Below are 26,359 nucleotides of genomic sequence, written 5' to 3' on the forward strand. Positions count from 1 at the left end.
TCACTTCGCCTGGTCATATCGAATTATTATCCCGTGCTAAATGATACGATCCTGGCCGTATGAGGTCTCATGTGCTGATGGCGCATCATTGGAAATAGCGACGGTGTGCTTTCGGGCCAAATATGGCTGTAGCACTACACTTGCTGAAGTCGTTACAACCGCTTCAGTAAGCGTGGATCAAGGCGAGTACGAACTGGGGCTTCGACGTCTCTGCGCTCCTGCGGTAGTCCAAATCAATGGAATGTTTGTCGGGAGTGCTTGGCAAAAATTACCACCGCCACCAGAGCGAGGGTTTTGATGTTGCTGGCTGATCCGGTGATCGAAAAGGCTTATGGCACTGGGCCGTGTCCCGGTCATCTGACCGACATCGAACCATTCGTGTTGTTTGTGTAGGAGACCAGGTTGTTTGATCACTATTTTCGTGACGCTTTCTGGCATCAACGGGTTCAACACCCCGTAGCCGGAATTCCAACAAAAGTGATGGAACCCGATGACCAAATCGCTTGACCACAATGACACTATCATCCGGTTCCGTTTCGACACTATACCGAAGCTCCCTACTTAATGGTGAATGCGTCAATGACCCTGACCACGGGTGGATCGCCATCCGCTAAATCATGGAATAGCAGTGCCAACGACAAATTTGCTGCTGGCACAGTCTGAGACTATTCTTTTCACGTCAGTATACCGGTGATGATGGTGTTGGATACGATTCCGTAACTACCGCAGTGCGTGCACAATGTAATGTTCGGGTCGACTTGCGGCGGCTGGCTTCAGTTGTAAGCTGGTGAGCAACTCAAAATCGTCCGCCGCTGCTGTTAAGGCCGCTGTCGGGCGAGTCCTCGGATGAGTTCGACGAGCCAATAAAATATACAGCTGGGATCCAGCAGCCCATCCCCATCCTTCTTCGCAAACCTCCGCTTAGCAGGTCGCTGACGATTGTCCTGCTGATCATAGCCACCAGTGTCGCTATCCGTGCGTCGTGTGTAGGCGCGCTGGGCCGACTGCACGTCGGCGTTAGCCAGCGATTGCCCGCTAGCAGTCAGCATCGACGCCGCGTTAGCATAGGCAATCGCTTCGGTAGGGTCAGTCGTTATATATATATATATATATATATATATATATATATATCTTGTGTGGTCTCGACCTAACCGTTTCGCTTCGGCGAGTCGGGTCCGAGCTCCAACTTCGATGTTGCCACGTCGGGTGGCCATGTAGATGGAGACTTCGCGCACCCGCGACTCAGCGATGAACAACGCTTGTTCGAAACAGTGGCTGGAGCCTATCGGGCGGCTATCTGCTTTTCAGCCAGAGTGCCCAGTAAACGGTTAAGGTTCATGTCGACTTTGGCCAAATGGGCAAACGCGGCTAGCGGGTCGGCGGAGCCGCTCCTGCGGGTGCCGTCTAGGGCTCGGGCCGCCGCATCGCGCGCGGCGACCAGTTCCCTAGTGGTCAGAAATTTGGCATGTTGTGTTTTTTGCAATTGTTCGTTGGCATGTAGGATTAATCCGCTTAGAGGCTGTCCGCTAACGACGGCAACGCGGCTACGGCGTGCCGGATGTTGCTAGTTGCGTTGTCCACCGCATCGAGCAGTGCCCGAGTGGTACCTTGGCGGCACGAACCGCATTCACCAAAACCAATCTGCTGCTCACTCGCGAGCCGCACGGCCAGATAACAGGACGAACTGATATTATATGTTAGCATACGTCAACCGCTTTTTGGCGGCAACGACATTACTGGATACCAAGGCTAATGCGGCAGGGTCGAAATCGTTGTGCAGCTTTTTCAGTCACTGCTCGACCGGGATGACGCGTGCGGTGAGTTCGACGTATTGCTCGGTCAGCACATCGAGTCGCTACGGGGTGTTGAATCACCAACTTCCGTAGCGTCTTGAATGCCTCGGTGTGTGAATGCAGTTCGCGGTCGATGCGCACAACGGACACGATCGCTTGGGTGAGCAGTTGGCGGCTCTGTACCGGGGTCCATGGCGTGCCATCGTCAAGTTTACGGTGTACCGTGAGTGCTCAGGACAGAGCCGATTTAGTGTTGATTACCGCTTTGGTGAAGGGTTTGGTTCGATCGTTGCCGAACTCGTCAACCGCCATTGCTAGCTCCATTGTCGCTGGTGTGTAACGCGTTGTCGACCTCCACCAACTTGTACGACCGAGACAGATCGTCGAGGGCTTCCAGCGTTACGGCGGGCAGCGCATTCGTGTCGGTGGAGTCGACTTGTTGTGCCACGGCCAACTAGGCAGCGTGCTGTCGGCGACGGCGTTAGTGCATGACAACCAGCAAGACCACCACGACGATGGCGATGATGCCCAGTGCAACCAGCAGCATGACTAGCCTGGACGCACTAGACAGCCTGTTGACACCGTTGGCCGTAGCTACTGCTGCGCTGCTCCAGCCACCATTGTTCAATGCTGGCTCGATTTGTTTGTGCCGCAGGTTATCTACTTGACTTTCGCTGATGGCCCCGGGAACATGGACGGCCCTAAGAAAGCGTACGTCCGACTGGTGGTGGCTACGGTCAGTAAAGCGCCATAGTCACCTAATTCGCTAGCGCGCATGGTGCGCTGCGCCCAGGTTACTGCGCTCTGTTCCGGCAAAGTCGTCAACGTAGACCACCTCCAGCCGGACCTGGCGATCTTCGTACAATTTGTCGATGGATAACGTGATGGCGGTGTGACCGGATTCTGACAGCGTGCCAGCGTTGTCGGTGACGTACTCCGGAAGCTGAAACGGTGGTTGTGCGCCAGCAGACGGTGCCAACAGCAGTCCGGCGGTGATGATCGCCAGAACCTACGGTGAGCGGGCGATTAATGCGCATATGGGCTAATTTAGCCTGGCTAAGATGCACAGGCATAAGGGGAGCGAGGAGGTGGCGGGGATTCCCGTCTTGCTGGGGCGGGGGACAGTCGGGTGCGATGGTTCTTCCTTGGTCCTCTCGTAGACTTCCCTGGCAGACTGTGCGGCGGTGACTACGAAGGCTAACACGAATCAGCACGACCCTTACGACGACTTCGATCGTCAGCGGCGGGCGCATGAAGCGCCGAAGACTGCGGTTTTGCCGGGTAGCGAAGGTCAGCACCGCACTGAGTTCGCACGGGACCGGGCCCGGGTGCTTCACAGCGCAGCGCTGCGACGATTGTCGGACAAGACCCAAGTAGTGGGGCCCCACGAGGGAGACACTCCGCGCACCCGGCTGACTCATTCGTTGGAAGTGGCCCAGATCGGGCGGAGCATGGCGGTCGGGCTGGGTTGCGACCTCGACCTCGTTGAGTTGGCTGGACTGGCCCACGACATCGGCCACCCGCCATATGGGCACAACGGTGAACGGGCTCTTGATGAGGTGGCAGTAGGCTACGGCGGCTTCGAGGGCAATGCGCAGAATTTCCGAATCTTGACCAGCCTTGAGCCCAAAGTTATTGATGAACAAGGGTGTAGCGTGGGGTTGAACTTGACTCGCGCATCCCTGGACGCGGTTACCAAATATCCGTGGACTCGTGTAGGCGGGCTTGGACATGGGAGAAGCAAGTACGGTTTTTACGAGGAAGACCGCGATCCTGCGGATTGGGTCCGTGTATATGCGCCGGCGAATCGCGCATGCCTGGAAGCCCAGGTGATGGACTGGGCTGACGATGTCGCCTACTCTGTTCACGACGTTGAGGATGGCGTCGTTTCGCAACGAATAGACTTACGCGTGCTTGCTGACGAGTACGAGACTGCCGCTTTGGCCAAGCTGGGGGAGGGGGAATTCTCCTGGGTGACTGCCGATGAATTGATGGCCGCCGCGCACCGTCTGTCGGAGCTTCCTGTGGTCGCTGCGGTTGGCAAGTACGACGCTACGTTGGCATCGTCGGTCGCGCTCAAGCGATTAACCAGTGAACTGGTCGGCAGATTTGCCTCGGTCGCGATAGCGACCACACGTGCGGTGGCCGGTCCGGGTCCGTTGGTGCGCTATCAGGCTGACCTGCAGGTGCCCGATCTGGTGCGTGCCGAGGTCGCGGTACTGAAAATCTTGGCACTGCAGTTCATCATGTCCGATCCGCGGCATCTGGAAGGCCAGGCTCGGCAACGTGAGCGTATACACCGGGTAGCGAATTGGCTGTACTCCGGGGCGCCAAGCACCCTCGACCCAGTTTTTGTCACGGCGTTCACTACCGCTGTTGACGACAACGCCCGCTGGCGGGTCATCGTCGATCAGATCGCCTCGTACACCGAAGGTCGGCTGGAGCGTATCGATGCCGGTCAGGCGAGTCCATAGCAAATAGTCGGGTTAGGCCGTCCGACATGATCAAACTCAGCGCCGTTGCCCTCTGTTGTTCCTGCTTCCAGTTGTAGTCATGACTGTCTTTAGTCTGGATCAGTGTCAAAAACACCCAGCTGGGAACCATACCTGCGGTCAAGAGTGGCTCACTGTTGTCGTCAACGGCCAGCCAGCCTTCCGGTAGTGAATCGCTTGCAGTGCAACTGAAAACGCCGTACGGTTGATTTGTGGCCATGACGACCTTCGATTTCACGGATTACGCCGCTATCATCGTCAAGACGATTGTTACTGGCATCCTGGCTCCGGGATTTCACGGGATGCACATCCACCCGATCGGCAAGTGCTAAACCAATTAAGTTGCCCCAGCCGGCGACCTGCCCGGCAACATTCTTATCCGTCTGTGAGCATTACCAGTATCCTGTGTACACTGAGAAACTCCCGAGCGGCTGCCTGACGTTGCTTGAGATATGTCCAGACGGCTCCGCTCTGCTGGTGCCGACAAGTGACGTGTTCACCAGGGAAGAGCTGCTGTTAGGTGACAAGACCGCAGTCATGATCCACGGCACCGAATACAGGGATAATGCCATGGATGGAGCGGATCGCATGCGGTGTCATTGTCCCGGCTTACTGAACTAGCCCGGAGCGGTGTTGGCTATGCAGCAAGCTGAACACGGGGTTCTAGACTGAGCCTATGGTCGGCCGTATCCCAGATCGCGATATTGCCGCTATCCGTGAACGGGTCTGCATTGAGGAAGTCGTCGGCGATTACGTCCAATTGCGGCGCGCCGGAGCCGATTCGCTTAAAGGCCTGTGTCCGTTCCACAACGAGAAATCACCGTCGTTTCATGTACGCCCAAACCATGGCCATTTCCACTGCTTTGGCTGTAGTGAGGGCGGTGACGTGTATGCGTTTATCCAGAAGATCGAACACGTCAGCTTTGTTGAGGCGGTTGAAATGCTGGCTGACCGGATTGGCCACACGATTAACTATTTCGGCACGGCCACCAGCGTGCAGCGCGATCGCGGTAGTCGCAGCAGGCTCATTGCGGCCAATGCGGCCGCAGCAGCGTTCTATGCGGCAGCCTTGGAGTCAGACGAGGCGGCACCGGCTCGCCAGTACCTCATGGAGCGCAATTTCGATGCTAATGCCGCACGTCATTTCGGCTGCGGATTCGCGCCGTCGGGCTGGGATTCATTGACAAAATATCTGATAAGCAAGGGTTTTGAATTCACAGAACTGGAGGCTGCGGGGCTGTCTCGGCAGGGACGCCGTGGTCCGATGGACCGCTTTCACCGTCGGCTACTGTGGCCGATCCTCACATTGGCTGGCGAAGTGATCGGGTTCGGCGCCCGGCGGTTGTTTGACGATGACCCGATGGAAGCCAAGTACGTCAACACACCCGAGACGCTGTTGTATAAGAAGTCGTCGGTGATGTTTGGCATCGACTTGGCTAAACGGGATATCGTCAAGGGGCATCAGGCCGTTGTGGTCGAGGGCTACACCGACGTGATGGCTATGCATCTGGCAGGGGTTACCACTGCTGTCGCGTCGTGCGGCACGGCGTTCGGCGATGAGCATCTGGCGATGCTGCGCAGGCTAATAATGGATGATAACTGGTATCGGGGTGAATTGATCTTTGTCTTCGATGGCGATGCGGCTGGGCAGGCAGCGGCTCTGAAGGCATTCGACGGCGACCAGCAGGTTGCCGGAAAATCGTTCGTCGCCGTCGCTGCGGATGGCATGGATCCGTGCGACCTCCGGCTCAGCTCTGGAGACCAGGCATTACGCGACTTGGTTGCTTGCCGCAAACCAATGTTCGAATTCGCTATTCGAAGTTTGATTCCTGACGGAATGGTTCTTGACGATGACCCACAGGCGAAAGTGGATGCGCTGCGCCGATCCGTTCCGCTGGTTGCTCGGATTAGGGACTATGCGTTGCGCGACGAATACGCGCGACGCCTGGCGGGCTGGACGGGATGGTCGGACGAAGGGCAAGTGCTTGCTCGAGTGCGCGAAGAGGCTAACCGACGTAGCGTGCCGGAACGCACCAGAAGGCGCAGCGTGAGCGTTGAACAGTCACCATTCATGCAGCCGCCGGGTGCTCCGGCCGATCAACTCGCCGCCCGTCCTGACCCGCGTGACCCAACACTGTGGCCGCAGCGTGAGGCTTTGAAATCGGTTTTGCAGTACCCAGTTCTGGCGGGCCCAGTATTCGACACACTTACTGTCGAGAGTTTCACTCATCCCGGCTACGGAGCCGTTCGCGCGGCCATTGACGCGGCGGGCGGGGCGTCGGCCGGCATCACCGGAGCACAATGGATCGACGTGGTGCGCCAGCAAACCACATCGGCGCTGATCGCCGGTCTGATCAATGAGCTAGGTGTGGAGTCGATCCAGGTCGACGACGAGAAGCTGCCGCGCTATATCGATGGGGTGCTGGCTCGCTTGCAGGAAGTGTGGATGGGCCGACAGATTGCCGAGGTGAAATCCAAGTTGCAGCGTATGTCGCCGATTGACCAGGGTGACGAATATCATGAACTGTTCGGCGATCTGGTCGCCATGGAAGCTTATCGACGCAGCCTGTTGGAGCAAGCCAGCGGCGACGATATGACCGCCTGAGGTAGTGTTGGCTTTCAGTTTCCGCCGTTCTCCCGCCACTCGGCAGAGCGTTCGATAACAGTGGTCTGGTTATCGATTTCAGCCAGGGTCACAAACCCCTCGTCAGGTGAGATCCGATTCGCGACCTTGCGGCGCCCCTCTGCGATCATTGACTTGGCCATGGGACTACCGGTAAGCGTGCGATATATACCTACGATCTGCTCGTAGCGGCGGCGGCCAGCTTTCGCACCCAGCACGTAACCCAGTCCAAGCACGATGACATACCGGATCAAAGCGGTTCCTCCCACGACGGTGCGGCTGGCTCCATCCTGCCTCACGTACCGGGATGTGTGCGCGCCGAAGCCGGGCGAGCTGGGGCGGCCGCCGGCTAGTTGCCTGGCCTCGTTCTTGGGTTCGGGTAGGTCAGTACGCTAGAGTCATCCCGCGATCTACGCCATCGTTCACGTGGGTCGAGTGGTCCCCTGTAGCTCAATTGGCAGAGCATTCGGCTGTTAACCGAACGGTTGGAGGTTCGAGTCCTCCCGGGGGAGCTGTGGTTAGCAGCACACGTTGCATGCTGCCGGCGCGGGGTTTACCCGTAAACCGGTCGCCACGTGGCGTCGCGGATGGCTTGCGCGACATCGGTCTGGATCCTGGTCACTACACTGTCTTCGACGGCGGCTTCATAGACAGCTGCAGCGACGGCGCACAAGTTCCGAACATCCGGCAACAGCGCATTTACCAGATTCTGGGTGTGGCGTCTGCATTCCCTGGGTTAGCCGCTTGGCACCGGCCACGATGACGTCCATTCCGAGTCCGGTAAACACCGGCGTGTTGTTGGCCTGGCCAATAATGAGGTGGTGTGCTCGTCCTATTCAACGGGGAGGACCGGGCTGCCGGTAGTAACCAGCGTTCTGTCGTTCGAACAGGACAGAATGTCTGTAGGCATGGCTTCACACATGTGAGGTCGGGTTGGGCAACGGAAAGATCATCGGGCGCTCGCAGGACACCGTCATCGTCTCGACAACTTTCCGGCTGAACGCACCGAACACCGCTGAGCAGGAGGGTGGGTGATGCTATCTTGATCGCGGCGACCAATCCGATCCGCTCTCCTCTCCTGTAGCCACACCGAGCTGTCGGTGGTCCTTCGCATCGGGTACCTGAAAATCGCATAGTTAGTCCATGTCGTTGAGTAGCAGATTCTGCTTGTCAATCGCCCTAGATCTACGACGTGGCTTGCTTGACGGTGGCGCCGTCGTCGATCCATTGCGTCGCGTATCTGATTCAGCAACATCGATCCCGGTCGTCCTGGTTCCGAAGACGACGGTCATCTGGTCGTGTATCCGGGATACCGGTGACACGGGATCGGTCGTGCATGGTGGACAACACCACGGCGTCGTGCCTGGCATGTCATACTTGAAACATGCAATAGTCGCTGCCATAGGTCTGCAGGATATTCCGCGTGTTTCCTGGCCTGAAGTCCTCTAAATGCAGGTTTACGTGCGGACAAAGCCAGTTTGCGATCTCGATGTAGCGCTTGATGAATTCGTCTTATTCGGTTCCACGCGTGGCGGTTGCCGAGATAGAACGGGGGTCTTGCGGCAGTTGCTTATTAATCAATTCCAGACATCAAGGGAGACCGCCAGACAGCGGTGCTAATCGACTCTGCCTCAGGCGGTGTAGAGCGTCGGTTTGCCCACCGTGATTTGGATGCCACCCACATCCCAATAGTCGATACCTAGGATGGCCTTGGCGTCGGTGCAGGCGGTCGGGTCGACGTTGTTGGGCCTTAATCCGAAGGTTTGGTAAGGCCGCGGTGATGTCGTCTGGTTCTTCAATGCTCAGAAGGAGTCCCCGTTGCTCACGGTATTGATCGGAGAAGTGTTGGATGGCTTCACCTACGGTAGGTGTAGACCACCGGTATCAGCTCCGGTAAATGGTCGGCCAGCACCTTGCAGTAGAACAGTTTGTGTCGGTGATGCGACTGCGTAAGCAGGATCCGGTCAAGGTTAGTTGCGAAGCTTTGCACTTGAATCCAGACGCGGTCGGCTTGTTGTTTCAGATTTAGCATGACCGGCGGTAGTAAACTGGTCAGTTCAAGCCGTCGCCGCTCTTTGTGAGTGAAACCCACCCCGCGGTTGAGAGTTGGTGAGGACATCGTGACCTGGGGTAGTAGCGTGAGGGCGTCGCTCACCAAAACCTCCATTGGTGTCTTGGTGTGTGTGATCACGGTAACGCGGATCGAGATGAACGTGTTTTGACGAGCATTTGAAACCTACTGTTCGGGTGTCACCGCCCCACGGTGCCCGGTTCCGTCGTCGGCTAGTGGGCGCATGCCTTGCCGGGCAATCCAGTCTGGTCGAGTCAAAGGTTGGCGTTGGGACTGATTTGTGGTTCTGATGTTTGTTGTGGTGACACCTGAGTAGCGGTCCGAGCCCAATACTCGTAATTAGATTGTGTGGACCGATGGCGCGCTGGTTCTCGTCAATTAGCACGTGCTGCCTTACTAGCTGCAGCATTTGCGGATCGCAACGGTCGACGAGCTCATTGTGGCGATCAAAACCGGGTGGTTCGGGGAGGGGCACCAGCACTTGGGGTGGCTGGATCGTTTGAGGTGGTGTTGGCGGTTTTGGCACACCCCGTCGATGATGAAAAGGTTGAGCTGAAGCTGGCGAGAAAGCATTTCGGCTCGGCTCGCCGCGGTGAATCTGGCGTGGGGCGTGCAACAGGCGCTGGCCAAGTTGCACGATGGGCAGCAGGCCGTGCTGCATGAGGTTCTGCGGATTTGAATGAAGATGACCAGGTCAGACCGGGCGACCGCGACTCATGCGGCGGACTTTATCCAGCGGTTAAAGCCGGGTCCGCCAGTGCGCGTTCTGGCCCACTGCAATATTAGGTTATTGGCCACGACCGCGTTCGATAACGCACTATGGTGCGTTGCGGGTACTGTACGTGCCGGCAGATCGCGACTGTCTTGGTCGACGAGACCAGCCTGCTGCTGCAGGGGGCCTGGCTGGCCGCGTGGGAGCTGGCCGATGCCGGCATCCCGCAACGGCTGACGATCGATTCGGCTGCGGTGTGTGCTATGGCCACCCGGGGAGGTGGACTGTGTGATCGTCGGTGCTGACTGCATCACTGTTGACGGTTCGGTCGCCAACAAGATCGGCACCTATGGCATGGCACTCGTCGCTTATCGGCACGGCATTCCGTTCATCTTGGTCGCTCCTGAATCTACGGGTGGTCCGGCTACCGCCACCGGGCGCGAGATCGCTGTGAAACAGCGGGCCGCAGATGAAATCACTCATTTGGGTGGGGTCGCGATCACCCCGGACGACACCGCTGTCGTCACCCTTGCCACTTCGATCTCGCCCCATCTGAATTGGTGACTGTGATCGTCACCGAGAATGATGTGGTGGATAACTACGCTGCAGATCGACTTTCGGATGCGTCGTCGCCCACCGATCTTGATCGGGCCACAGATCGCCAGCATCACCTCGGGTCTCTATGTGTGGTTAGATGCCAGACACGACCAGTAACATTGCGGTTCGCAGCGGGCGGACCGTAGTAATCACCGGCAGTGGATTGGCCAAGGTTGAGCTTACCGCTGACGATATGGTAAAAGTGAATATTGCTGATCCCCAAATTATTTCGGGAATACGATGCCTGTCGGCAGGGGCCATCATTCACACCGGTGTTTTCCGTGCTAGTTATACCGATGCCGTGGTGCACATCCATCTGTCATATGTGATGGCACAGTCGCTTGACGTCCCAAGTGTGCTGCGGTTCAGTGGCTATGAGCTGATCAAACGGCTGGGGATCAGACGAACCATTGCCATTCCGGTCTTTGGCGATCACGCCGATATTTCGCGCGTCGGCATCGATATTGAGCGTCATCTGTGAGCGGGAATCCGGATGCATCGCCGGTCTTGTTCGTAGCTGGCTACGACATCACCTCCTGGAATGCGTGCCTCGCGCAAGCTCGCGATCGCGCCAAGTGTTTGGAGGCGATGTTCGACCTGGCGACACTGATCGGATGCCGCGAAACCGGAGCACAGGTGTGATGACGTTGGTCCAGGTCATATCCGACAGTGACGTTGTCGACGTACGGTTGCGCACCGACGATGCGGAACTCATTAGCGTCGAACGAACCAAGCGTGGCGATTATTTTTGATCGCTGGCCCACGATGCCTGACCTCGATGCGGTCACCCCGATCACTGAAATCCGGGCGCACTATCGCCACCACATTGCCGAACTGAATGCCGATAGCCGCTACCAGCACATCGACGTGGCGTGGCTGCAGCCCGTCTATAGTGAGACTTGCATTGGCTGGACATGCCCAAGGTGGCCCGCTCGAAGTTTCTTGTCGAGCACCTGCACGCCGAGGACGAAGTGCGCTTCTTTGTCGCCGGCTGAGGCTGCTTCTATCCTGCATCTGGAACCTGAAATCGTGGCGGTAGTGTGCGACGGCGGTGACCTGTTGTTGTTGCCATCGTGTATCCGGCATTGGTGTGACATGGGCGTTCATCCCGATTTCGTGGCGATTCTGTTCTTAGAGGGAACCCGGCGATTGCGGCGAGCACAGCGCGGATCAGCTGATCCGCGCTGTGCTCGCCGCAATCGCCATCGGGGAAACCACCAGTCCGACCAGTTCGGTGCGCGAGTGTCTGCACGAGTGCAATTGCCCCATTTTGCGCAGTGGCTTGTCGATAACTGAAGCAGTCCTGTGGATTTGGTTATCATCGACAGTCGGCAATTGGTCGGACGACCCAGCGCTGATGCTGCGGAGGAAGTCGAATATCTCTTGCAGTCGGCTGGATTCCGATGTGAAGGACGAACCGCTAAAGATAGCTCAAGGTCTGATCTGTGTAACTGGTTTCCGCAGTGGTGCCCTGCGCTGGGAATTCTTCTTCGACGTACCTCAGGCATTGACGATGTGGCACGACATGAGTATTGCTTTGCGCGTGTTTTCACTGGGTTCTGTTCGTAATCAACAGGCTTGGTCTGTCCACGCGCGGAGGTGAGCTGGTGTCGTTGATCAGTGGCTGGTTCGATCTCACCAGCGCGGACGCTAAGCGCGAGGTGGCTTCCTACCACAAGATCTCCGATGCGATAGAAGTGCCAGACGCGAGAGGATCCTCTTTCTGTTCGACTATCCCGACGAACTTGATGTGGCCGTCGCAGCGGGCTGGCTGGTGCTCGAGATGGCGTGCACAGGCCAGCCGAACTCCTCACGCCCCTATACTGTTGGCGTCATTCCTTTGCTGAAGTTGATTACCCACCTGTCGACCTGATGTCGAAAACACTCAGATTGAGAAGTCCTCGCCGTGCCAAACCCCGGCTTCGGGTAGCCGGATGACGCGGTAGGTTTGCGAACCGCCGTCTTCGGCTTCCAGCTTGGCCACCCTGGTGAGCAGGGATTGCAGGCTGACGCCCACGAAGTCGGGCAGCACAGAATCGTCCCCGTTGGCCGGGCTGTCGCTGCTGATGATTTGTCCGGGAACCCCGACGGCCACAGCGCTGGCTGGGACCTCCTTGACCACGACTGCGTTGGCGCCAATCCGGCTGTCCTCGCCGATCTTGATGGCACCGAGGACCTTGGCGCCGGCGCCGATGGTTACTCGATCCCCGATGGTTGGGTGACGTTTACCCGTTTCCCGGCCGGTGCCGCCGAGAGTGACTCCATGGAAGATGGTGACGTCATCGCCCACTTCCGCGGTTTCCCCGATCACCACGCCGGTCGCGTGATCGATGAACAGGCCGGCTCCGAGCACGGCACCGGGGTGGATGTCGACCCCAGTCAGGATGCGGGTGAGTTCGGCGAACGCCCGCGCGGCCAGTCTGGCGCGACGATTCCACAACCAGTGACTGATTCGATGACCCCAGACGGCGTGCACGCCTGGGTAGCAGCAGATGACCTCCAGCACCGTGGGCTGTGCCGGATCTCGCTGTCTTGCTGCCTGGATATCACGCCGGATTGCCGCAAACATGGCTAGTTGGCTAAGTCCGCGAATAGCATCGTGCTTAAATATCGCTCGCCGAAATCGGGCAGCACGACGACGATCAGTTTTCCTGTATTCTCTGGCCGGCGGGCCACGTGCAGGGCGGCGCAAACGGCCGCCCCTGCGGAGATGCCGACCAGCAGTCCCTCTTCCTTAGCCAGTCTGCGGGCTAGGTCGAGCGCTTCTTCGTTGCCGACGGTAACGATCTCGTCCACCAGGTCCAGGACCAGCACCGACGGGACGAATCCAGCACCGATGCCCTGAATGGGGTGAGGACCCTTCTGGCCACCGGATAACACCGGCGACGCGGCGGGCTCTACGGCGACGAACTGCGTGGCGGGCCGGCGTTCTTTAATGATTCGGGCAACACCAGTGATAGTGCCTCCGGTCCCGATTCCAGAAACGAAGATGTCTACCTTGCCATCGGTGTCGCGCCACACTTCCTCGGCGGTTGTGGCGGCGTGGATGGCTGGGTTCGCTGGGTTCTCGAATTGCTGTGGTATAAAATACCTTTTATCGGACTTGGCTAATTCCTCAGCCTTGGCGATGGCTCCTGACATGCCATCGGCGCCCGGAGTCAAGATGAGTTCGGCGCCGTACGCTCGCAACAACATTCGTCGTTCGATGCTCATTGTCTCGGGCATGGTCAGCACGCAGTGGTAGCCACGTGCTGCGCATACCATAGCTAGTGCGATGCCGGTGTTCCCGCTCGTCGGCTCAAGGATGACGGTGTCCGGCTTGATCAAACCCGCTTCCTCGGCCGTGTCGATCATGGCCACGCCTATCCTGTCCTTCACGCTGTTGGCGGGATTGAAGGATTCCAGCTTGGCGACAACGTCAGCCAGCGCACCTTCGGTAACTCGGCGTAGCCGGACCAGTGGCGTGTTACCAACTAGTTGTGTGACGTCTTCAGCAATGCTCATCTATCTTCATCTCCAAGGGGCTCGGCTTCTTCAAACATCTCAGCCTCATTGGCCTCCCAGCTAATGTCGAACTCTATGGCCATTTCAGTGGGGATGGCTAGGGCAATGGGGGTTAGCCGCTGTGGTGTCCCCTCGATTGCCACTCCGGTTACTACTCGACCGGCGACGTTATGTGGCGTGGTTGCGGTCAGCGTTGTCGTCGACTTACCTGCAGTTTGGCGCAGGTAGAAGTCTGTTCCCGGTTGGATGATGTCGTCGATGACGTAGCCGTAGGAGTTGACGAGTGTGTGACCGTCGCTGGCATTGAACATCAGCGGTATTCGCACCTGGAACGGGCCCACGAGTTCGGGTTCTGCTATGGCGTTCGTGTCGACTAGATCCGGTTCGTCGGTTTGGTGCAGAACGTGGCTTGTCTCCGCAAGCAAGTAGTTGTAGAGGTATACAACTCGGTCGGCGTTGTGGTAATGGCGAGTGCCGGTTAACCAGAAGTCTACGTGATCGATTGTTGGGGAAGCGGCATCGGTGGTGGCGATCAATCGGTAGTAGCGGTAGCCGCGTCCACCTCGGCCGTGACTGCTGGCCAACAGTGTGCTACCGACGCCAAGTGTCTGTTGGTGACGGCCGATGCCGGCGGGTATAGTCCGTTGTGATCCGGAAACATCTTGCCAAACAACGCCATTGGATGATTTTTGCAGCTTCAGGTCGACCGGGGCTTCCGCGTCGACCCATGCTGAATAGCCGCCGAGCTGTGGTTCGCCGTCGAATTCGAACGTGATCACCGGTCCAGGGCAGCGATGTACCGCGACGGGTACGTTTCGCGGTCGAGTATCAAGAGCCAAGCCGTTGGTCAGATACCAGATCGCGGCCTGGGTTGCTGCAATTGCTTCGTGTTCGCTGATATTGGCTGGCCCTAGTGGGTAGCCGGCTTCGCGTATCCGTTGGCTCAGGTCGGTGGTGGAGCGCATCGGGAAGGAGTGACGCAAAATCCAGTCCACCTCGGCTTCGCAGGAGTGCGCGCTCAGGTGCGGTAGTGCAGAGAACGTTCCCAGGCGATAACGCGACGGGTGTTGCGGTGCGATCCCGGTGAAATCGAGAGAGTAAGCGTGCAGGTTGGGGTTGAGCCTGATCAGATCGGTGCGTGCGCATGTGCCGTCGGCAAATATAATTGTGTCGACTGTGTGGGAGTAGGTACCGCTTCGGTAGCGAGTCATGTGAGTTAGTTCGGTGGTCGGTCTCACTGTGATGCGTCGGCAGGTCACCACCTGGGCTAGGGCGCGACTGGATATGGACAACACGGTCATCGGTGGTTGAACTTCCTAAAGGACGAGTTGGGTAGCGCGCGTCTCGATGCTGCCGGACGCGCAGGTATAGCGCTCGCGTAGGCGAGAACGTGAATGATTTGCTGAGAGCGTTAAAAGGTGTCAGGAATCAGCAACAGCGACAATAACAGTCCACGGTAAAGCGGCGCGTAAAGACAAAGCGTGGCTGTGTGGACTGATGCATAGGTCCACTATAAGGTGTCGTGTGACTTTAAGCGCGCCAGTTGGAGACCCCTGCAGTTTAAATCATTTTGCTCATACTTAGACTTACTTGCACTTCAGTGCGAGCCCGATTTTTAGTGGGTGCTCACCGGGAGGGTGTTCAAAGCCAGCTGCTGTATTCGATCAACATGGAAGGACCAGGATGACGTCGGCTCAGAATGAGTCTCAGGCACTCGGCGATCTTGCTGCCGGGCAACTAGCCAACGCGACAAAAACTGTACCACAGCTCTCAACTATTACGCCGCGTTGGTTGCTGCATTTGCTCAACTGGGTTCCGGTGGAAGCGGGTGTCTATCGGGTGAACCGCGTGGTCAACCCCGAGCGGGTTGCAGTCAAAGCCGAGGCTGGCGCCGGCACCGAGGCACCGCTGCCGGAGACCTTCGTCGACTACGAGACCAGTCCGCGGGAATACACGCTGCGCACGATTTCGACGTTGCTAGATATTCACACACGGGTGTCGGATCTATACTCCAGCCCACATGACCAGATTACCCAACAACTGCGGCTGACCATCGAGACCATCAAGGAAAGGCAGGAGTGCGAGCTGGTCAACAGTCCCGAGTTCGGGTTGCTCGCGCAGGTGACTCCGGAGCAGACGATCCGGACTTTTGCCGGTGCTCCCACGCCCGACGACCTTGACGCACTGATTACCAAGGTCTGGAAGATGCCGAGCTTTTTCCTGACGCATCCGCAGGGCATCGCCGCGTTCGGCCGCGAGGCCACCTACCGTGGTGTGCCGCCCGTAGTCGTGAGCCTGTTCGGCGCACAGTTCATCACCTGGCGTGGCATTCCGCTGATCCCGTCGGACAAAGTCCCGGTGCAGGACGGTGAAACCAAGTTCATCTTGGTGCGCACTGGTGAGGAACGTCAGGGCGTGGTTGGGCTGTTCCAACCGGGCTTGGTCGGTGAGCAGGCGCCGGGACTGTCGGTGCGGTTCACTGGCATCAACCAGGCAGCGATCGCGACCTACTTGGTCACCCTCTACACGTCCTTGGCTGTCCTCACTGACGATGCGTTGGCTGTGCTTGACAACGTAGCTGTGGATCAGTTCCATGAGTACAAGTGAGTACCGGCCGGTAGACGCCGAAGACGAGTTGTTCGTCAGTGCTGCCCAACTTGCCGTGCGGGCCACGCAGCTGTATGCGGCCAGCTTTCGGCCCGGGTTTGACAGCCCGCCGCAGCTGGTGCCTGTTGCCCTGCGCGGCAGCGCGCCAGACACGACGACTGTGGCGTCGGCTGGCGAGTTAGCCGTGGGCACCACTGATCCGTGCCCGGCACCAGTTGCGCAGATCGGTGTCGCTGACGTCTATGTCCCAGCGCCGACGTCACCCGAGCCCGAAGGATTACCACAGGTGGCACCAGTCTTCTCACGCGGCAATGTCCCCGACACCACGGCGGTGCCGGCGGCGGCCGGGACAACCGTGGGTGTGGCCGATCCCTATCTGCCGCCCGGGGTAGGTCACCTGAGTGGGTTCGCAGTGCCCAGCCACGGTATCGTGCCCACCGTTCCTGGCGTGTTGGCCGGCGGGCCGCCGACTGCTCCGGTGGCCCCGCGCAATTCGGCGCCTGTTTTGCGGCCCGAGTGGCCGTACCATGTGCCGTCGGTGAGTGATTTGGACTGGTTTGATGCGGTGCCAGCGGGTGTGCCTGGAGGCGACGAACACAATTACAATTTTCTGATCGCAGCCCCCCAAGTGCCTCGGTTGGCCGATGAACACGAGATGGTCGACGTCTTCGATATTCAGGCCGTGCGGGCGGACTTTCCGATTCTGCAGGAGACCGTCAACGGCAAGCCGTTGATCTGGTTCGACAATGCCGCGACCACCCAGAAGCCGCAGGTAGTCATCGACCGACTGTCTTACTTCTATGCCCACGAAAACTCCAACATTCACCGCGCGGCGCATGAACTGGCGGCTCGGGCCACCGATGCTTACGAGGAAGCCCGGGAAACAGCACGGCGTTTTATCGGTGCAGCCAAGGCCCAAGAGATCATCTTCGTGCGCGGTACTACTGAAGCGATTAACCTGGTTGCCTATGCGTGGGGGGGTAAGCATTTGCAACCTGGTGACGAGGTAGTCATCACTCATCTCGAACATCACGCTAATATCGTTCCTTGGCAATTGCTTTCGTCACAAACTGGGGCAATCCTGAAAGTCGCACCGGTTGACGATGCGGGCAACTTGTTAATGTCGGAATTCGAGGATCTGCTGGGTCCCAGAACGAAGTTGGTGGCTGCGACTCAGGTGTCGAACGCATTAGGCACGGTTACACAAGGTGAGAAGATCGTTGAGTTGGGTCATCGCTACGGTGCTCGGGTGCTGATCGACGGCGCACAGTCGATTCCGCATCTGCCGATCAATGTCTCCGAGCTCGGCGCCGATTTCTTCGTGTTTTCCGGACATAAGATTTACGGCCCCACCGGGATCGGTGTGCTTTACGGGTGCGAGGATGTGCTGACGGAGATGCCACCGTGGCAGGGCGGTGGCAACATGATCGTCGATGTGACGCTGGAACGGTCGCTATATCAGGGGCCGCCCAACAAGTTTGAGGCCGGCACCGGGAATATCGCTGACGCCGTCGGACTGGGGGAGGCGCTGCGTTACGTCGAGCGGGTGGGCGTCCAGCGTATTGCGTCCCATGAGCAAGCACTGCTCGACTATGCGACACCTCGGCTGGCCGACATACCCGGTGTTCGCCTGGTGGGCACCGCAACGGAGAAAGCCAGCGTGCTGTCGTTCGTGCTGGCTGGACACGAGCCGCTAGAGGTGGGCAAGGCACTCAATGCCGAAGGGATTGCGGTGCGTGCTGGTCATCATTGCGCACAGCCAGTTCTGCGGCGCCTTGGGTTGGAGGCCACGGTTCGCCCATCGTTCGCCTTTTACAACACATACGAAGAGATCGACGTCTTCATCAATGTGGTGCGTCGGATCGCAGAGGGCGGTACCAATATCGGCTGATCGGTCGTCCTTTATACTCTACTGCATTTAGGTTGTTGAGCCTTGGGCCTGACGCGGACTTCGGCGAAACAAACGGTAGGTTCATAGGCTTCGCTAAGCTCGCGGGGCAGGTCGTCAGCTGGTCATGATGTTGCTGGCTTTGTGCCCAGGTCTGGCTAGCACCGGATGTGGATGGAAGCCGCAGACACCATCACCACCGCCTCTCGACACATGCAAAGTCTCCGACGGATCGACGACCCAGACAGTGCAGCAGGCCATCATCTTAGTTCCGATCCTGACAGCTGGATCGATCTGGGTCGAAATGCCCGGGGACATACCCAGAATTGCTATTTGTAGTGGGTGCAGATCATCCCCTACCATTGCTACCGAATCGACTCCCCAGCAGTTGTTGTTTTTCGACCACAACACCCGGCTGGGTGCACCGACCCGGAACCCGAAGGCCTATAACCCTATATAACTGTGCTGCCTCCTGGCGAGGAGGCGGTGACGGTTCAGTATCGATGGCGGGTCGGCAATGAGCAGCCGTGCTGCCCTAACGGTATTGGCACAGTGCGATTCCAGATTGGATCCGACGGCAAGCTGAAAACTCTCGGCACGATCCCGCACCAGTAGTCTTGGTGCGCTGATTTTTTTGGCTCAACGGTTCGCCCAGATAGGCAGAGTTTTCAGGAGTTCTACAGGAGGTTCAGGCTCTCCGGGATGCGTTTCGCGCCCCGAAGCCTGTCACCCTTGGGCGTCCGTGGCTTTAGGCGCAGCTGGGTTAAGGAGGGTGATGGATCAGCTGGTGTTGCTGCAAGCCGAGGAGTCGCTGTACGGCCCCGGTCGCAGATCGAAAACTGTACCGATTGACCATCGGCACAGTCTAAAGTCGAGCTTTTTCCGGCTGCGTTTGAGGAGAGCGTGTCGCATCTCGCATTGGGACCCCGAGGATCAAGCGGCTTGGGAGGCTGGCAACAAAACCATCGCCCGGCTCAATCTGCTCTGGTCGGTCCTGACCGTCCACCTGGGGTATTCGGTGTGGACGCTCTGGCCGGTGATGGAGCTGTTCATGCCCAAGGACGTATATGGCTTTTCCGCGGGTGACAAGTTTCTGCTCGCTACCACCGCAACCTTGGTTGGGGCGTGCCTGCGGGTGCCGTACTCGTTGGCCACCGCACTTTTCGGTGGCCGCAACTGGGCGATTTTCTCGGTGATGGTGCTGTTGATCCCCACTATTGCCACCATGGTGCTGTTGGCTCATCCAGGCTTGCCGCTTTGGCCTTATCTGGCGTGCGCGGCACTGACCGGCTTGGGCGGCGGTAATTTCGCGGCGTCGATGACTAACGCCAACGCCTTCTACCCGCATCGGCTCAAGGGTGCGGCATTCGGGCTCGCTGGTGGGGCCGGCAACCTTGGGGTGTCGGTGATCCAGGTGGTCGGGATGCTGGTCATCGCCAGCGTCGGTGACCGAAAGCCTTACATTGTGTGTGGACTTTATGTGGTGCTGTTGATAATCGCCGGGATCGGAGCAATGTTGTTCATGAACGACATTGAGCATCACCGTATCGGGGTGAACACCATCCGGCCAGTACTGTTCGTCGTGGTTTCCACGCGTGATAGCTGGGTTCTCGCGCTGCTCTACCTGGCGAGTTTCGGTTCGTTCATCGGTTTTTCATTCGCATTCGGCCAGGTGCTGGAAACCAACTTCGTCGCCGGCGGACAAAGTACGGCTCAGGCCGCGTTGCACGCCGCTGAGCTTGCATTCATCGGACCGACGTTGGCCGCGGTAGCCCGGTTTTGGGGTGGCCGACTGGCCGACCGACTTGGAGGGAGTCGCGTCACCCTGGTGGTCTTCGGTGCCATGGTTTTTGCCGCCGGGTTGCTGGGTGTACTGGGCATAATTGAGGGCTCACGCGTGTGCCCGATCAGGGGTGTCATGATGGCCAGCTACTTCGCTGGATTCATCACTCTGTTCATCTTGTCTGGGTTGGGCAATGGATCGGTGTACAAGATGATCCCGACAATTTTCGAGGCCTGCAGCCATTCCCTGGGAATCAACGACGACGAGTGCCGCGACTGGTCACGAGTGATTTCCGGGGTCGTCATTGGCTTTGTCGCGGAGGTCGGCGCACTCGGCGGTGTTGGGATCGACCTGGCGTTGCGAGAGTCCTACCTCAACACTGGCGGGGTTACCGCAGCGTTTTGGATATTCATGTTGTGCTATGCCGCGGCCGGTGTCCTGACCTGGAAGATGTACGTGTGTCGACCATTGCCAGGCAACTTGCACGACGAAGCGGCTAATGCGTTTGCGGCCAGCGTCGGAGCCAGCAGAACTCACCGGGGCTGAAGCTCAGACGGGCAGATTCTCGAAGTGCGGCATCTCGGCGTAACGCAACTGCTTTGGGACTCCGAAAACCGTCGACCAACGTCTCGGCATAGGGCTGCAGCGCTCGGCATCGGTCTGCTCCCCTTGGCGATCGCCTTTAGTGCGCTCGGTGGAGAGGTATCGATGCTCGATGTACCATGCCTTGCCTTTACTGACAACGCATACAAGTCGCACACGATGTCTAGCAATTTGCGAGCCGCTGGGTCGTTGCATGATTCGATGCCGGCTAGGAACGTTTCCAATACCACTCGGTCGGTGTGCTCGTTTGCCGCGTGCAGCAAGTGATCCTGCACGGTGTTGAATGTGTCGAAAGCGAACATCTCTTTGGATTTGACCTGCCGCCGGCGCGCGACCGCGGATAGCAGACAGTCTTCGCACTTCTCGAAGATAGTGCCTTGGGTGCCGCGGTTGAATAGGCTGCCCTTCTTTTCGCTGTCTTGGCGGGCGCCCACCATTCTCTGCAAAATTGTTTCGGTTGCAGTCCGTTTTGTTACCCGCTCACTGGCAGCGTTGGTCGGGCGAAGCGGCACTTCATTCGAGTTCGAGCGGGCGCATACATGTTTATATCGTCAACGTAAGCGCGCGTAGCGGCAGTTGCTCTTCGGCGTCGTTGCCGCTTATTTGCCTGGTTCGCTTGTGGCAGTTGTCAGGTGATGCTCCCGTAGCCGATAGAGGATAAGCCCGGCCGCAACATCGTTACCTCGTTGTGGGGCAATTGCACCATGAAAGTGATGGTCAGCTTAGGCATATATCTTATATCCTGCGTTTGTCGCCACTGAGTCGACCCTGTGCAGATCTACGGTGGACGCTGGTGCTGCGGAAGCTCCACTGCGTCGGGATGAACTAAAATATCTGCTGGAACCACCACTTGCCTACCACGGCAACCAGGCTTCTGGTGAACAGCAGTGCTGCCAGGATTATCGGCCTAAGTAGTGGCAAGACCTCCTGCAGCAGGCTCACCAGTGCCGGCACGGTGATCGCCGAGATGATGCCTATGGCGGCGACGTTCCCTTAGAGCTCGACATTGGGGTTGTGCAACAGCACGGCGTCGTACACCGGCTAACCTTTGAGGTTGACGATGATGGCGGTCAGGATAGCGGCAGTGACGTCAGAGACGATCTACCTTGTGGAGCCGATAAGGTCGGCTGCTGTCGAGAATCCTACGGGTCCGTTCACGGTGGAAAGTATGGGCTCTGAAACCATGTTGCGGCTGGCCAAGGTGGGGGCCCATCCTAACCGCGGCAACGTTGCCGCGGTTAGGATCTCGATGGTCTCATGCGAGTTAGGGCCGTTCGAGTTTGCCCGGTCCAGGTTGGACTTGCCGGGGAGCAGTGAGTGTCAGTGCCGCAAACACGAATGGCCGGACCGGTCGGGAAGACAAAGTAAATGCGGTCGGCCCGGACCGCGTTCAGTGTGTTTATCCTTTGGGGCGTGGTGGCGGATTCGGACAGCACGGCCATCTTCGATGGTCGATGGTTCGGGTAACTAGGCTGGCATCCTGGAGTCGTCGCGCCTGCGTGGTCATCGTTGGTTGGCGAACAGTGATCGACAGCGGCCAGGTCACCGATGTGTGCGTCACCGTGGGCTTCTATAATGGCTAGCACCTTGGCTTGCGTAGAAGGCAATGGCGTTTAGATGCGCTGTGTAGTCAATAGGTTCAGCTGCGTGGCCACCGTTCGTGGGTCCACTTTCAAGCCTTCTTGGGCTCAAATGTTCGTGGGTTCGCTGACCTTGGCGTCACGTGCCCGATGCAGATGGATCTATGCATCCATCGTCGTATGGCTTTGCTATGCCAGGCCACTAGGCGATGCCATCGCTGGAAAACCCAACTGGGTCGGTGCGCTGCGCCGGACTTAGCCCCAGGGACTGGCACAATTGGTAAAGTGACCGCGCACGATCCACGCCATTTGCATCATCGGAGCGGATCGCTGCAACCGGGTGAATTGGCACAAGCTTCGGTCTTGGCAGCCCTGTGCGCGGTCACCGCGATCGTCTCGGTCGTGGTCCCCTTCGCGGCCGGACTAGCCTTGCTTGGTACCGTGCCCATGGGCTTGCTCGCCTACCGCTACCGCTTCCGTGTGCTGATGACCGCGATGGTTGCGGCCGGGGTAATTGCCTTTCTGATCACCGGGTTGGGCGGTTTCATAGCTGTTGTCAACAGCGCTTATATCGGCGGGTTGACCGGAGTCGTCAAGCGTAAAGGCCAGGGCACACTAACGGTGATTGCGCTTGCCCTGTTCGCCGGATTGGCTTTCGGCGCCGCCAACGTTGTTGCGCTGGTCGTGCTCGGCCGGCTGCGGCACTTGATCTTTAAAGCGATGACTGCAAACGTGGATGGCATTGCGGCCACCCTGACTTGGATGCATCTGCCGTGGGTCGCGGTCCAGCTAAAGCGGTATTTCGCTGACGGGTTGCAGCACTGGCCGTGGATGCTGCTCGGCTATTTTGTCATCACCATTCTGGTCGTGTCGTTGATCGGTTGGTGGGTCTTATCGCGCGTGCTGGAGCGGATTCGTGACATCCCCGACGTCCATAAACTGGACGCCCCAAGCGCTTGCAACGAGGATGCTCCTGTCGGGCCAGTTCCGGTGTGGCTAGACAAGGTGCGCTTCCGTTACCCTCACGCCGGTCAAGACGCGTTGCGTGAGGTCAGTTTGGACCTGCGGGTCGGTGAACATGTGGCGGTCACTGGTGCCAACGGTTCCGGGAAGACCACGCTGATGCTGATCCTTGCCGGCAGGGAACCGACGTCGGGCACAGTGGATCGTCCGGGCGCGGTGGGTTTGGGCAAGCTCGGTGGCACTGCCGTTGTTCTGCAACACCCCGAAAGCCAGGTTCTGGGCACCCGGGTCGCCGACGATGTGGTGTGGGGGTTGCCGCCGGGAACCGATGTCGACGTCAACCGGTTACTTCGGGAGGTCGGCCTCGACGCATTCGCCGAACGCGACACCGGTAGCCTCTCCGGCGGTGAACTGCAGCGCCTCGCACTGGCAGCGGCCTTAGCCCGAGAGCCATCGCTGTTGATCGCCGACGAAGTCACCAGCATGGTTGACCGACAGGGCCGGGATGCCTTGCTGGGTGTGCTATCCGGTCTCACCAAACGACACCCCATCGCCTTGGTACACATCACACACTACAACAACGAAGCCGATACCGCTGATCGAACGATCAACCTCAGTGATTCACCCGACAACGCCGGCATGGCTGAGACCGTTGCGCCACCGGTGTCGACCGTTGCGGTGGATCACCGCCCGCACGCACCGGTACTCGAACTTGTAGGTGTTGGCCACGAATACGGCAGCGGTACTCCATGGGCCAAGGCCGCGCTACACGATATCAGCTTCGTGGTCAGGCAGGGAGATGGGGTACTGGTGTATGGGAGTAACGGCTCGGGCAAGTCGACGCTGGCGTGGATCATGGCCGGATTGATGGTTCCCACGACCGGTGCATGCCTGATCGATGGTCGGCCCACTCACGAGCACGTCGGCGCCGTAGCATTGTCTTTCCAGGCTGCCAGGTTGCAGCTTATGCGCAGTCGCGTTGATTTGGAAGTGGCTTCGGCGGCAGGCTTTTCGCCCCGTGACGAAGACCGCGTGGCTGCCGCACTGGGCGTTGTCGGGCTAGATCCCGCGCTGGCCAAACGGCGCATCGACCAGCTCAGCGGCGGCCAGATGCGCCGGGTTGTGCTGGCCGGTCTGTTAGCGTGTTCGCCGCGCGCGTTGATACTTGACGAGCCACTGGCGGGGTTGGATGCGGTCAGCCAGCGTGGCCTGCTGCGGTTGCTGGAGGACCTGCGCTGTGAGCGGGGTCTGACGGTGGTCGTTACTTCCCATGACTTCGTCGGGTTGGAGGACGTGTGTCCGCGCACCGTACATTTGCGTAATGGTGCGTTGGAATCGGTGTCGACCACCGCTGGTGGTACGTCGTGACCTCACTTTCGATGTCTGAACATCACGTTCCTCGTCGCCGCTCTCGTCCGGTTGTGTTGTTGGTTCCGGTACCTGGAACTTCGACCATTCACGATTTGTGGGCTGGAACCAAGCTGCTGGTTGTTTTCGGTGTGGAGGTGCTTCTGACCTTCTATCCGGGTTGGGTGACGATCGGTTTGGTGGCGGCCCTGGTGTGTGGGGCAGCTTGGATCGCGCGCATTCCGCGCGACGTGTTGCCGTCGATGCCACGCTGGTTGTGGATCGTTGTTGTCCTGGGCGGTTTCACAGCTGCACTGGCCGGTGGCAGTCCGGTGGTCTCGATGGGCGGGGTCGACATCGGACTCGGCGGGGTGTTGAATTTCCTGCGTATCACAGCTTGGTCGGTGGTGTTACTTGGGCTGGGGGCGATGGTGTCGTGGACCACCAATGTCGCCGAAATTGGGCCGGCAATGGCGACTTTGGGTCGTCCGTTGCGGATATTCCGGATCCCAGTTGACGAATGGGCAGTGGCTGTGGCGCTCGCGCTGCGCGCCTTCCCAATGCTGATCAACGAGTTCCAGGTGCTCTACGCAGCTCGCCGATTGCGTCCCAAACAAATTCTGAACAGCCGTAAGGCTCGTCGACAGCGACAAGCCAGAGAGCTGATCGACCTGCTTGCCGCTGCCATCACCGTGACGCTGCGGCGCGCCGACGAAATGGGCGACGCGATCACCGCCCGTGGTGGCATCGGTCAACTATCTGCCTACCCGGCCCGGCCGAAATTGGCGGATTGGGTGACACTGGCGATCACGATCACTACCAGCAGCACCGCGGTGGTGCTTGAGACAATCTTGCACACCGCTTCCTAGGTGCAGGGTAATGCATTGAGACTGCAGCGGGTACGGTTGGCTACGTCAGGTCAATTGTGACATATCCTGCCGGTTGCCGACCACGCCAATGAGTTCGACACACGGGCCACAGCACCGCAGCGACCTGTGCGAGTCAGCATCGGACGGGGCATTGTTGGGGTGATTGAGGCCTTGGGTGGTGGTGTTGTGGTGGGCTGGTGGGGTGTGGGTGGTTGATCTGCGCTAGAAGGTTGCCGTATGTGCCGCCGACGGCCGGATCATCGATGCACTGTTCACTAACACGATACTGCTGCACCCGGCGGCATGCCTGCTTGCTGGCTGAGGGCCGGTCAACAAGCCGCCGACACCGATACCAGCGGCAGAAATGGTGCAAGGGATAACATCAGGTGCGAATAGTTATACCGTGCACGGGGACGTGCCTGTTCAGGTGCGGCCACATTGACCACGCCGACACCTCAAGGCCATGACATGCACACTAAAACGCCCCTACCCCGCGGCGCTAACAACTATCCTCACACTCACGCCTGCATCGATATCGCCTTCAGCACAGCCCAGGTGCCCAGCCCCTGGCATCATCAACATGTAGACCAAGCAGCATCCACCACCGACATGCTTACGTGCGCCGCGCTAATCGTGTCCACTGCGGCAAAGCACACGAAGCCTCATCGAAAGCAGGCAGTCAGCCACCCACCAACAAAAACCCCGCAACACAGCAAAACACGTCAACAGGATTCCGGGCTGCCCCCCACGACTACCGAACATATCGGCCAGTCATAAAACGCAAAAACAGCCATTTCACCCACCACCTATGAAACCAACCGAACAACTCACTGCCACAGACACAAGACAGCAGAGCCCGGGAACCGCACGATTTTTGACGCCACTCAGGCCAAGTTGGCAACCACGTGGTAGGGCCTAGATGCTACA

The 26,359-nt window shown here is 58.7% G+C and carries 17 protein-coding genes, 1 tRNA gene and 7 pseudogenes; 15 read left to right on the forward strand and 10 right to left on the reverse strand.

Going from position 1 to position 26,359, the window contains the following annotated elements:
• Positions 1–796 precede the first annotated feature (796 nt).
• Positions 797–2,799: pseudogene (locus tag ML_RS17860) on the reverse strand (TPM domain-containing protein).
• Positions 2,800–2,977: 178 nt separating this feature from the next.
• On the opposite strand from ML_RS17860, the gene ML_RS04185 reads away from it, so the two are divergent.
• A complete protein-coding gene (locus tag ML_RS04185) occupies positions 2,978–4,267 on the forward strand; it encodes a deoxyguanosinetriphosphate triphosphohydrolase (RefSeq protein WP_010907952.1) in 1,290 nt (429 codons plus the stop codon).
• A 694-nt stretch (positions 4,268–4,961) separates the two neighbouring features.
• A complete protein-coding gene (gene dnaG / locus ML_RS04195) occupies positions 4,962–6,890 on the forward strand; it encodes a DNA primase (protein ID WP_010907953.1) in 1,929 nt (642 codons plus the stop codon).
• Between the two features lie 14 nt (positions 6,891–6,904).
• On the opposite strand, the gene ML_RS04200 is transcribed toward dnaG, so the two are convergent.
• A complete protein-coding gene (locus tag ML_RS04200; protein ID WP_041323729.1) occupies positions 6,905–7,162 on the reverse strand; it encodes a hypothetical protein in 258 nt (85 codons plus the stop codon).
• Positions 7,163–7,347: 185 nt separating this feature from the next.
• Between ML_RS04200 and ML_RS04205 the strand changes: the two genes are divergently transcribed.
• A tRNA-Asn gene (locus ML_RS04205) sits at positions 7,348–7,420 on the forward strand.
• Positions 7,421–7,552: 132 nt separating this feature from the next.
• On the opposite strand, the pseudogene ML_RS18735 reads toward ML_RS04205, so the two are convergent.
• A pseudogene (locus ML_RS18735) lies at positions 7,553–7,885 on the reverse strand (malic enzyme-like NAD(P)-binding protein).
• Between the two features lie 190 nt (positions 7,886–8,075).
• Here ML_RS18735 and ML_RS15430 point away from each other — a divergent pair.
• Complete coding sequence (locus tag ML_RS15430; protein ID WP_231846734.1) at positions 8,076–8,357, forward strand: hypothetical protein; 282 nt, start codon at positions 8,076–8,078, stop codon at positions 8,355–8,357.
• 182 nt (positions 8,358–8,539) lie between these two features.
• Here the strand turns inward: ML_RS15430 and ML_RS15435 are convergent, their stop codons facing one another.
• Positions 8,540–8,707, reverse strand: a complete 168-nt coding sequence (locus tag ML_RS15435; protein WP_231846735.1) for a hypothetical protein — start codon at positions 8,705–8,707, stop codon at positions 8,540–8,542.
• Between the two features lie 56 nt (positions 8,708–8,763).
• Positions 8,764–9,063: a hypothetical protein gene (locus tag ML_RS15440; protein ID WP_231846736.1), complete on the reverse strand. Its 300-nt coding sequence runs from the start codon at positions 9,061–9,063 to the stop codon at positions 8,764–8,766.
• A gap of 735 nt (positions 9,064–9,798) precedes the next feature.
• Between ML_RS15440 and ML_RS14250 the strand changes: the two genes are divergently transcribed.
• The 4 genes from ML_RS14250 to ML_RS04225 all read left to right on the forward strand — a co-directional run bounded on the left by ML_RS14250 (position 9,799) and on the right by ML_RS04225 (position 10,930).
• Positions 9,799–9,996 (forward strand): hypothetical protein, encoded by a 198-nt coding sequence (locus tag ML_RS14250; protein ID WP_049769708.1) that lies wholly within the window; start codon positions 9,799–9,801, stop codon positions 9,994–9,996.
• Positions 9,980–10,255, forward strand: coding sequence for a translation initiation factor eIF-2B alpha/beta/delta subunit family protein (locus tag ML_RS14255; RefSeq protein ID WP_049769709.1), 276 nt, complete (start codon positions 9,980–9,982; stop codon positions 10,253–10,255). The genes ML_RS14250 and ML_RS14255 overlap by 17 nt, the downstream gene beginning before the upstream one ends.
• 130 nt (positions 10,256–10,385) lie before the next feature.
• On the forward strand, positions 10,386–10,769 hold the full coding sequence (locus tag ML_RS04220; RefSeq protein ID WP_010907955.1) for a class II aldolase/adducin family protein: 384 nt from the start codon (positions 10,386–10,388) through the stop codon (positions 10,767–10,769).
• On the forward strand, positions 10,766–10,930 hold the full coding sequence (locus ML_RS04225; RefSeq protein WP_156511977.1) for a hypothetical protein: 165 nt from the start codon (positions 10,766–10,768) through the stop codon (positions 10,928–10,930). Before ML_RS04220 ends, ML_RS04225 begins: the two co-directional genes overlap by 4 nt.
• A 1,243-nt stretch (positions 10,931–12,173) precedes the next feature.
• Here ML_RS04225 and cysE read toward each other — a convergent pair.
• From cysE to ML_RS04245, 3 genes are read right to left on the reverse strand one after another with little or no spacing between them, the layout of a single operon-like run.
• Positions 12,174–12,857: a serine O-acetyltransferase gene (gene cysE / locus ML_RS04235; protein ID WP_010907956.1), complete on the reverse strand. Its 684-nt coding sequence runs from the start codon at positions 12,855–12,857 to the stop codon at positions 12,174–12,176.
• Positions 12,858–12,859: 2 nt separating this feature from the next.
• Complete coding sequence (gene cysK, locus ML_RS04240; protein WP_010907957.1) at positions 12,860–13,792, reverse strand: cysteine synthase A; 933 nt, start codon at positions 13,790–13,792, stop codon at positions 12,860–12,862.
• Positions 13,789–15,093: a TQXA domain-containing protein gene (locus ML_RS04245; protein WP_010907958.1), complete on the reverse strand. Its 1,305-nt coding sequence runs from the start codon at positions 15,091–15,093 to the stop codon at positions 13,789–13,791. The genes cysK and ML_RS04245 overlap by 4 nt, the downstream gene beginning before the upstream one ends.
• A gap of 382 nt (positions 15,094–15,475) precedes the next feature.
• Here ML_RS04245 and ML_RS04250 point away from each other — a divergent pair, with 382 nt between their 5' ends.
• The 4 genes and pseudogenes from ML_RS04250 to ML_RS04265 all read left to right on the forward strand — a co-directional run bounded on the left by ML_RS04250 (position 15,476) and on the right by ML_RS04265 (position 20,616).
• Positions 15,476–16,399 (forward strand): family 2A encapsulin nanocompartment shell protein, encoded by a 924-nt coding sequence (locus ML_RS04250; RefSeq protein ID WP_010907959.1) that lies wholly within the window; start codon positions 15,476–15,478, stop codon positions 16,397–16,399.
• Positions 16,386–18,290 carry a family 2A encapsulin nanocompartment cargo protein cysteine desulfurase gene (locus tag ML_RS14265; protein WP_172591903.1) on the forward strand — a complete coding sequence of 635 codons (1,905 nt, stop codon included), beginning with the start codon at positions 16,386–16,388 and terminating at the stop codon, positions 18,288–18,290. The genes ML_RS04250 and ML_RS14265 overlap by 14 nt, the downstream gene beginning before the upstream one ends.
• A gap of 127 nt (positions 18,291–18,417) precedes the next feature.
• A pseudogene (locus tag ML_RS04260) lies at positions 18,418–18,902 on the forward strand (LppP/LprE family lipoprotein).
• 160 nt (positions 18,903–19,062) lie between these two features.
• Positions 19,063–20,616, forward strand: coding sequence for a nitrate/nitrite transporter (locus tag ML_RS04265; RefSeq protein WP_010907961.1), 1,554 nt, complete (start codon positions 19,063–19,065; stop codon positions 20,614–20,616).
• Between the two features lie 3 nt (positions 20,617–20,619).
• Here ML_RS04265 and ML_RS04270 read toward each other — a convergent pair.
• Positions 20,620–21,235, reverse strand: a pseudogene (locus ML_RS04270) (acyl-CoA dehydrogenase); the annotation flags it as partial.
• Positions 21,236–21,338: 103 nt separating this feature from the next.
• Here ML_RS04270 and ML_RS18740 point away from each other — a divergent pair.
• Positions 21,339–21,429 (forward strand): annotated as a pseudogene (locus ML_RS18740) (hypothetical protein); the annotation flags it as partial.
• A gap of 596 nt (positions 21,430–22,025) precedes the next feature.
• Here ML_RS18740 and ML_RS15445 read toward each other — a convergent pair.
• Positions 22,026–22,349 (reverse strand): annotated as a pseudogene (locus tag ML_RS15445) (MarR family transcriptional regulator); the annotation flags it as partial.
• A 975-nt stretch (positions 22,350–23,324) separates the two neighbouring features.
• On the opposite strand from ML_RS15445, the pseudogene ML_RS18745 reads away from it, so the two are divergent.
• Positions 23,325–24,584 (forward strand): annotated as a pseudogene (locus ML_RS18745) (ATP-binding cassette domain-containing protein); the annotation flags it as partial.
• Between the two features lie 11 nt (positions 24,585–24,595).
• The gene (locus ML_RS04280) at positions 24,596–25,432 is read left to right on the forward strand and encodes a CbiQ family ECF transporter T component (RefSeq protein WP_049769936.1); all 837 of its coding nucleotides are present in this window, start codon (positions 24,596–24,598) and stop codon (positions 25,430–25,432) included.
• Positions 25,433–26,359: the final 927 nt, after the last annotated feature.

The organism is Mycobacterium leprae TN (assembly GCF_000195855.1).
In the GTDB taxonomy this organism is placed as follows: Bacteria; Actinomycetota; Actinomycetes; order Mycobacteriales; family Mycobacteriaceae; genus Mycobacterium; species Mycobacterium leprae.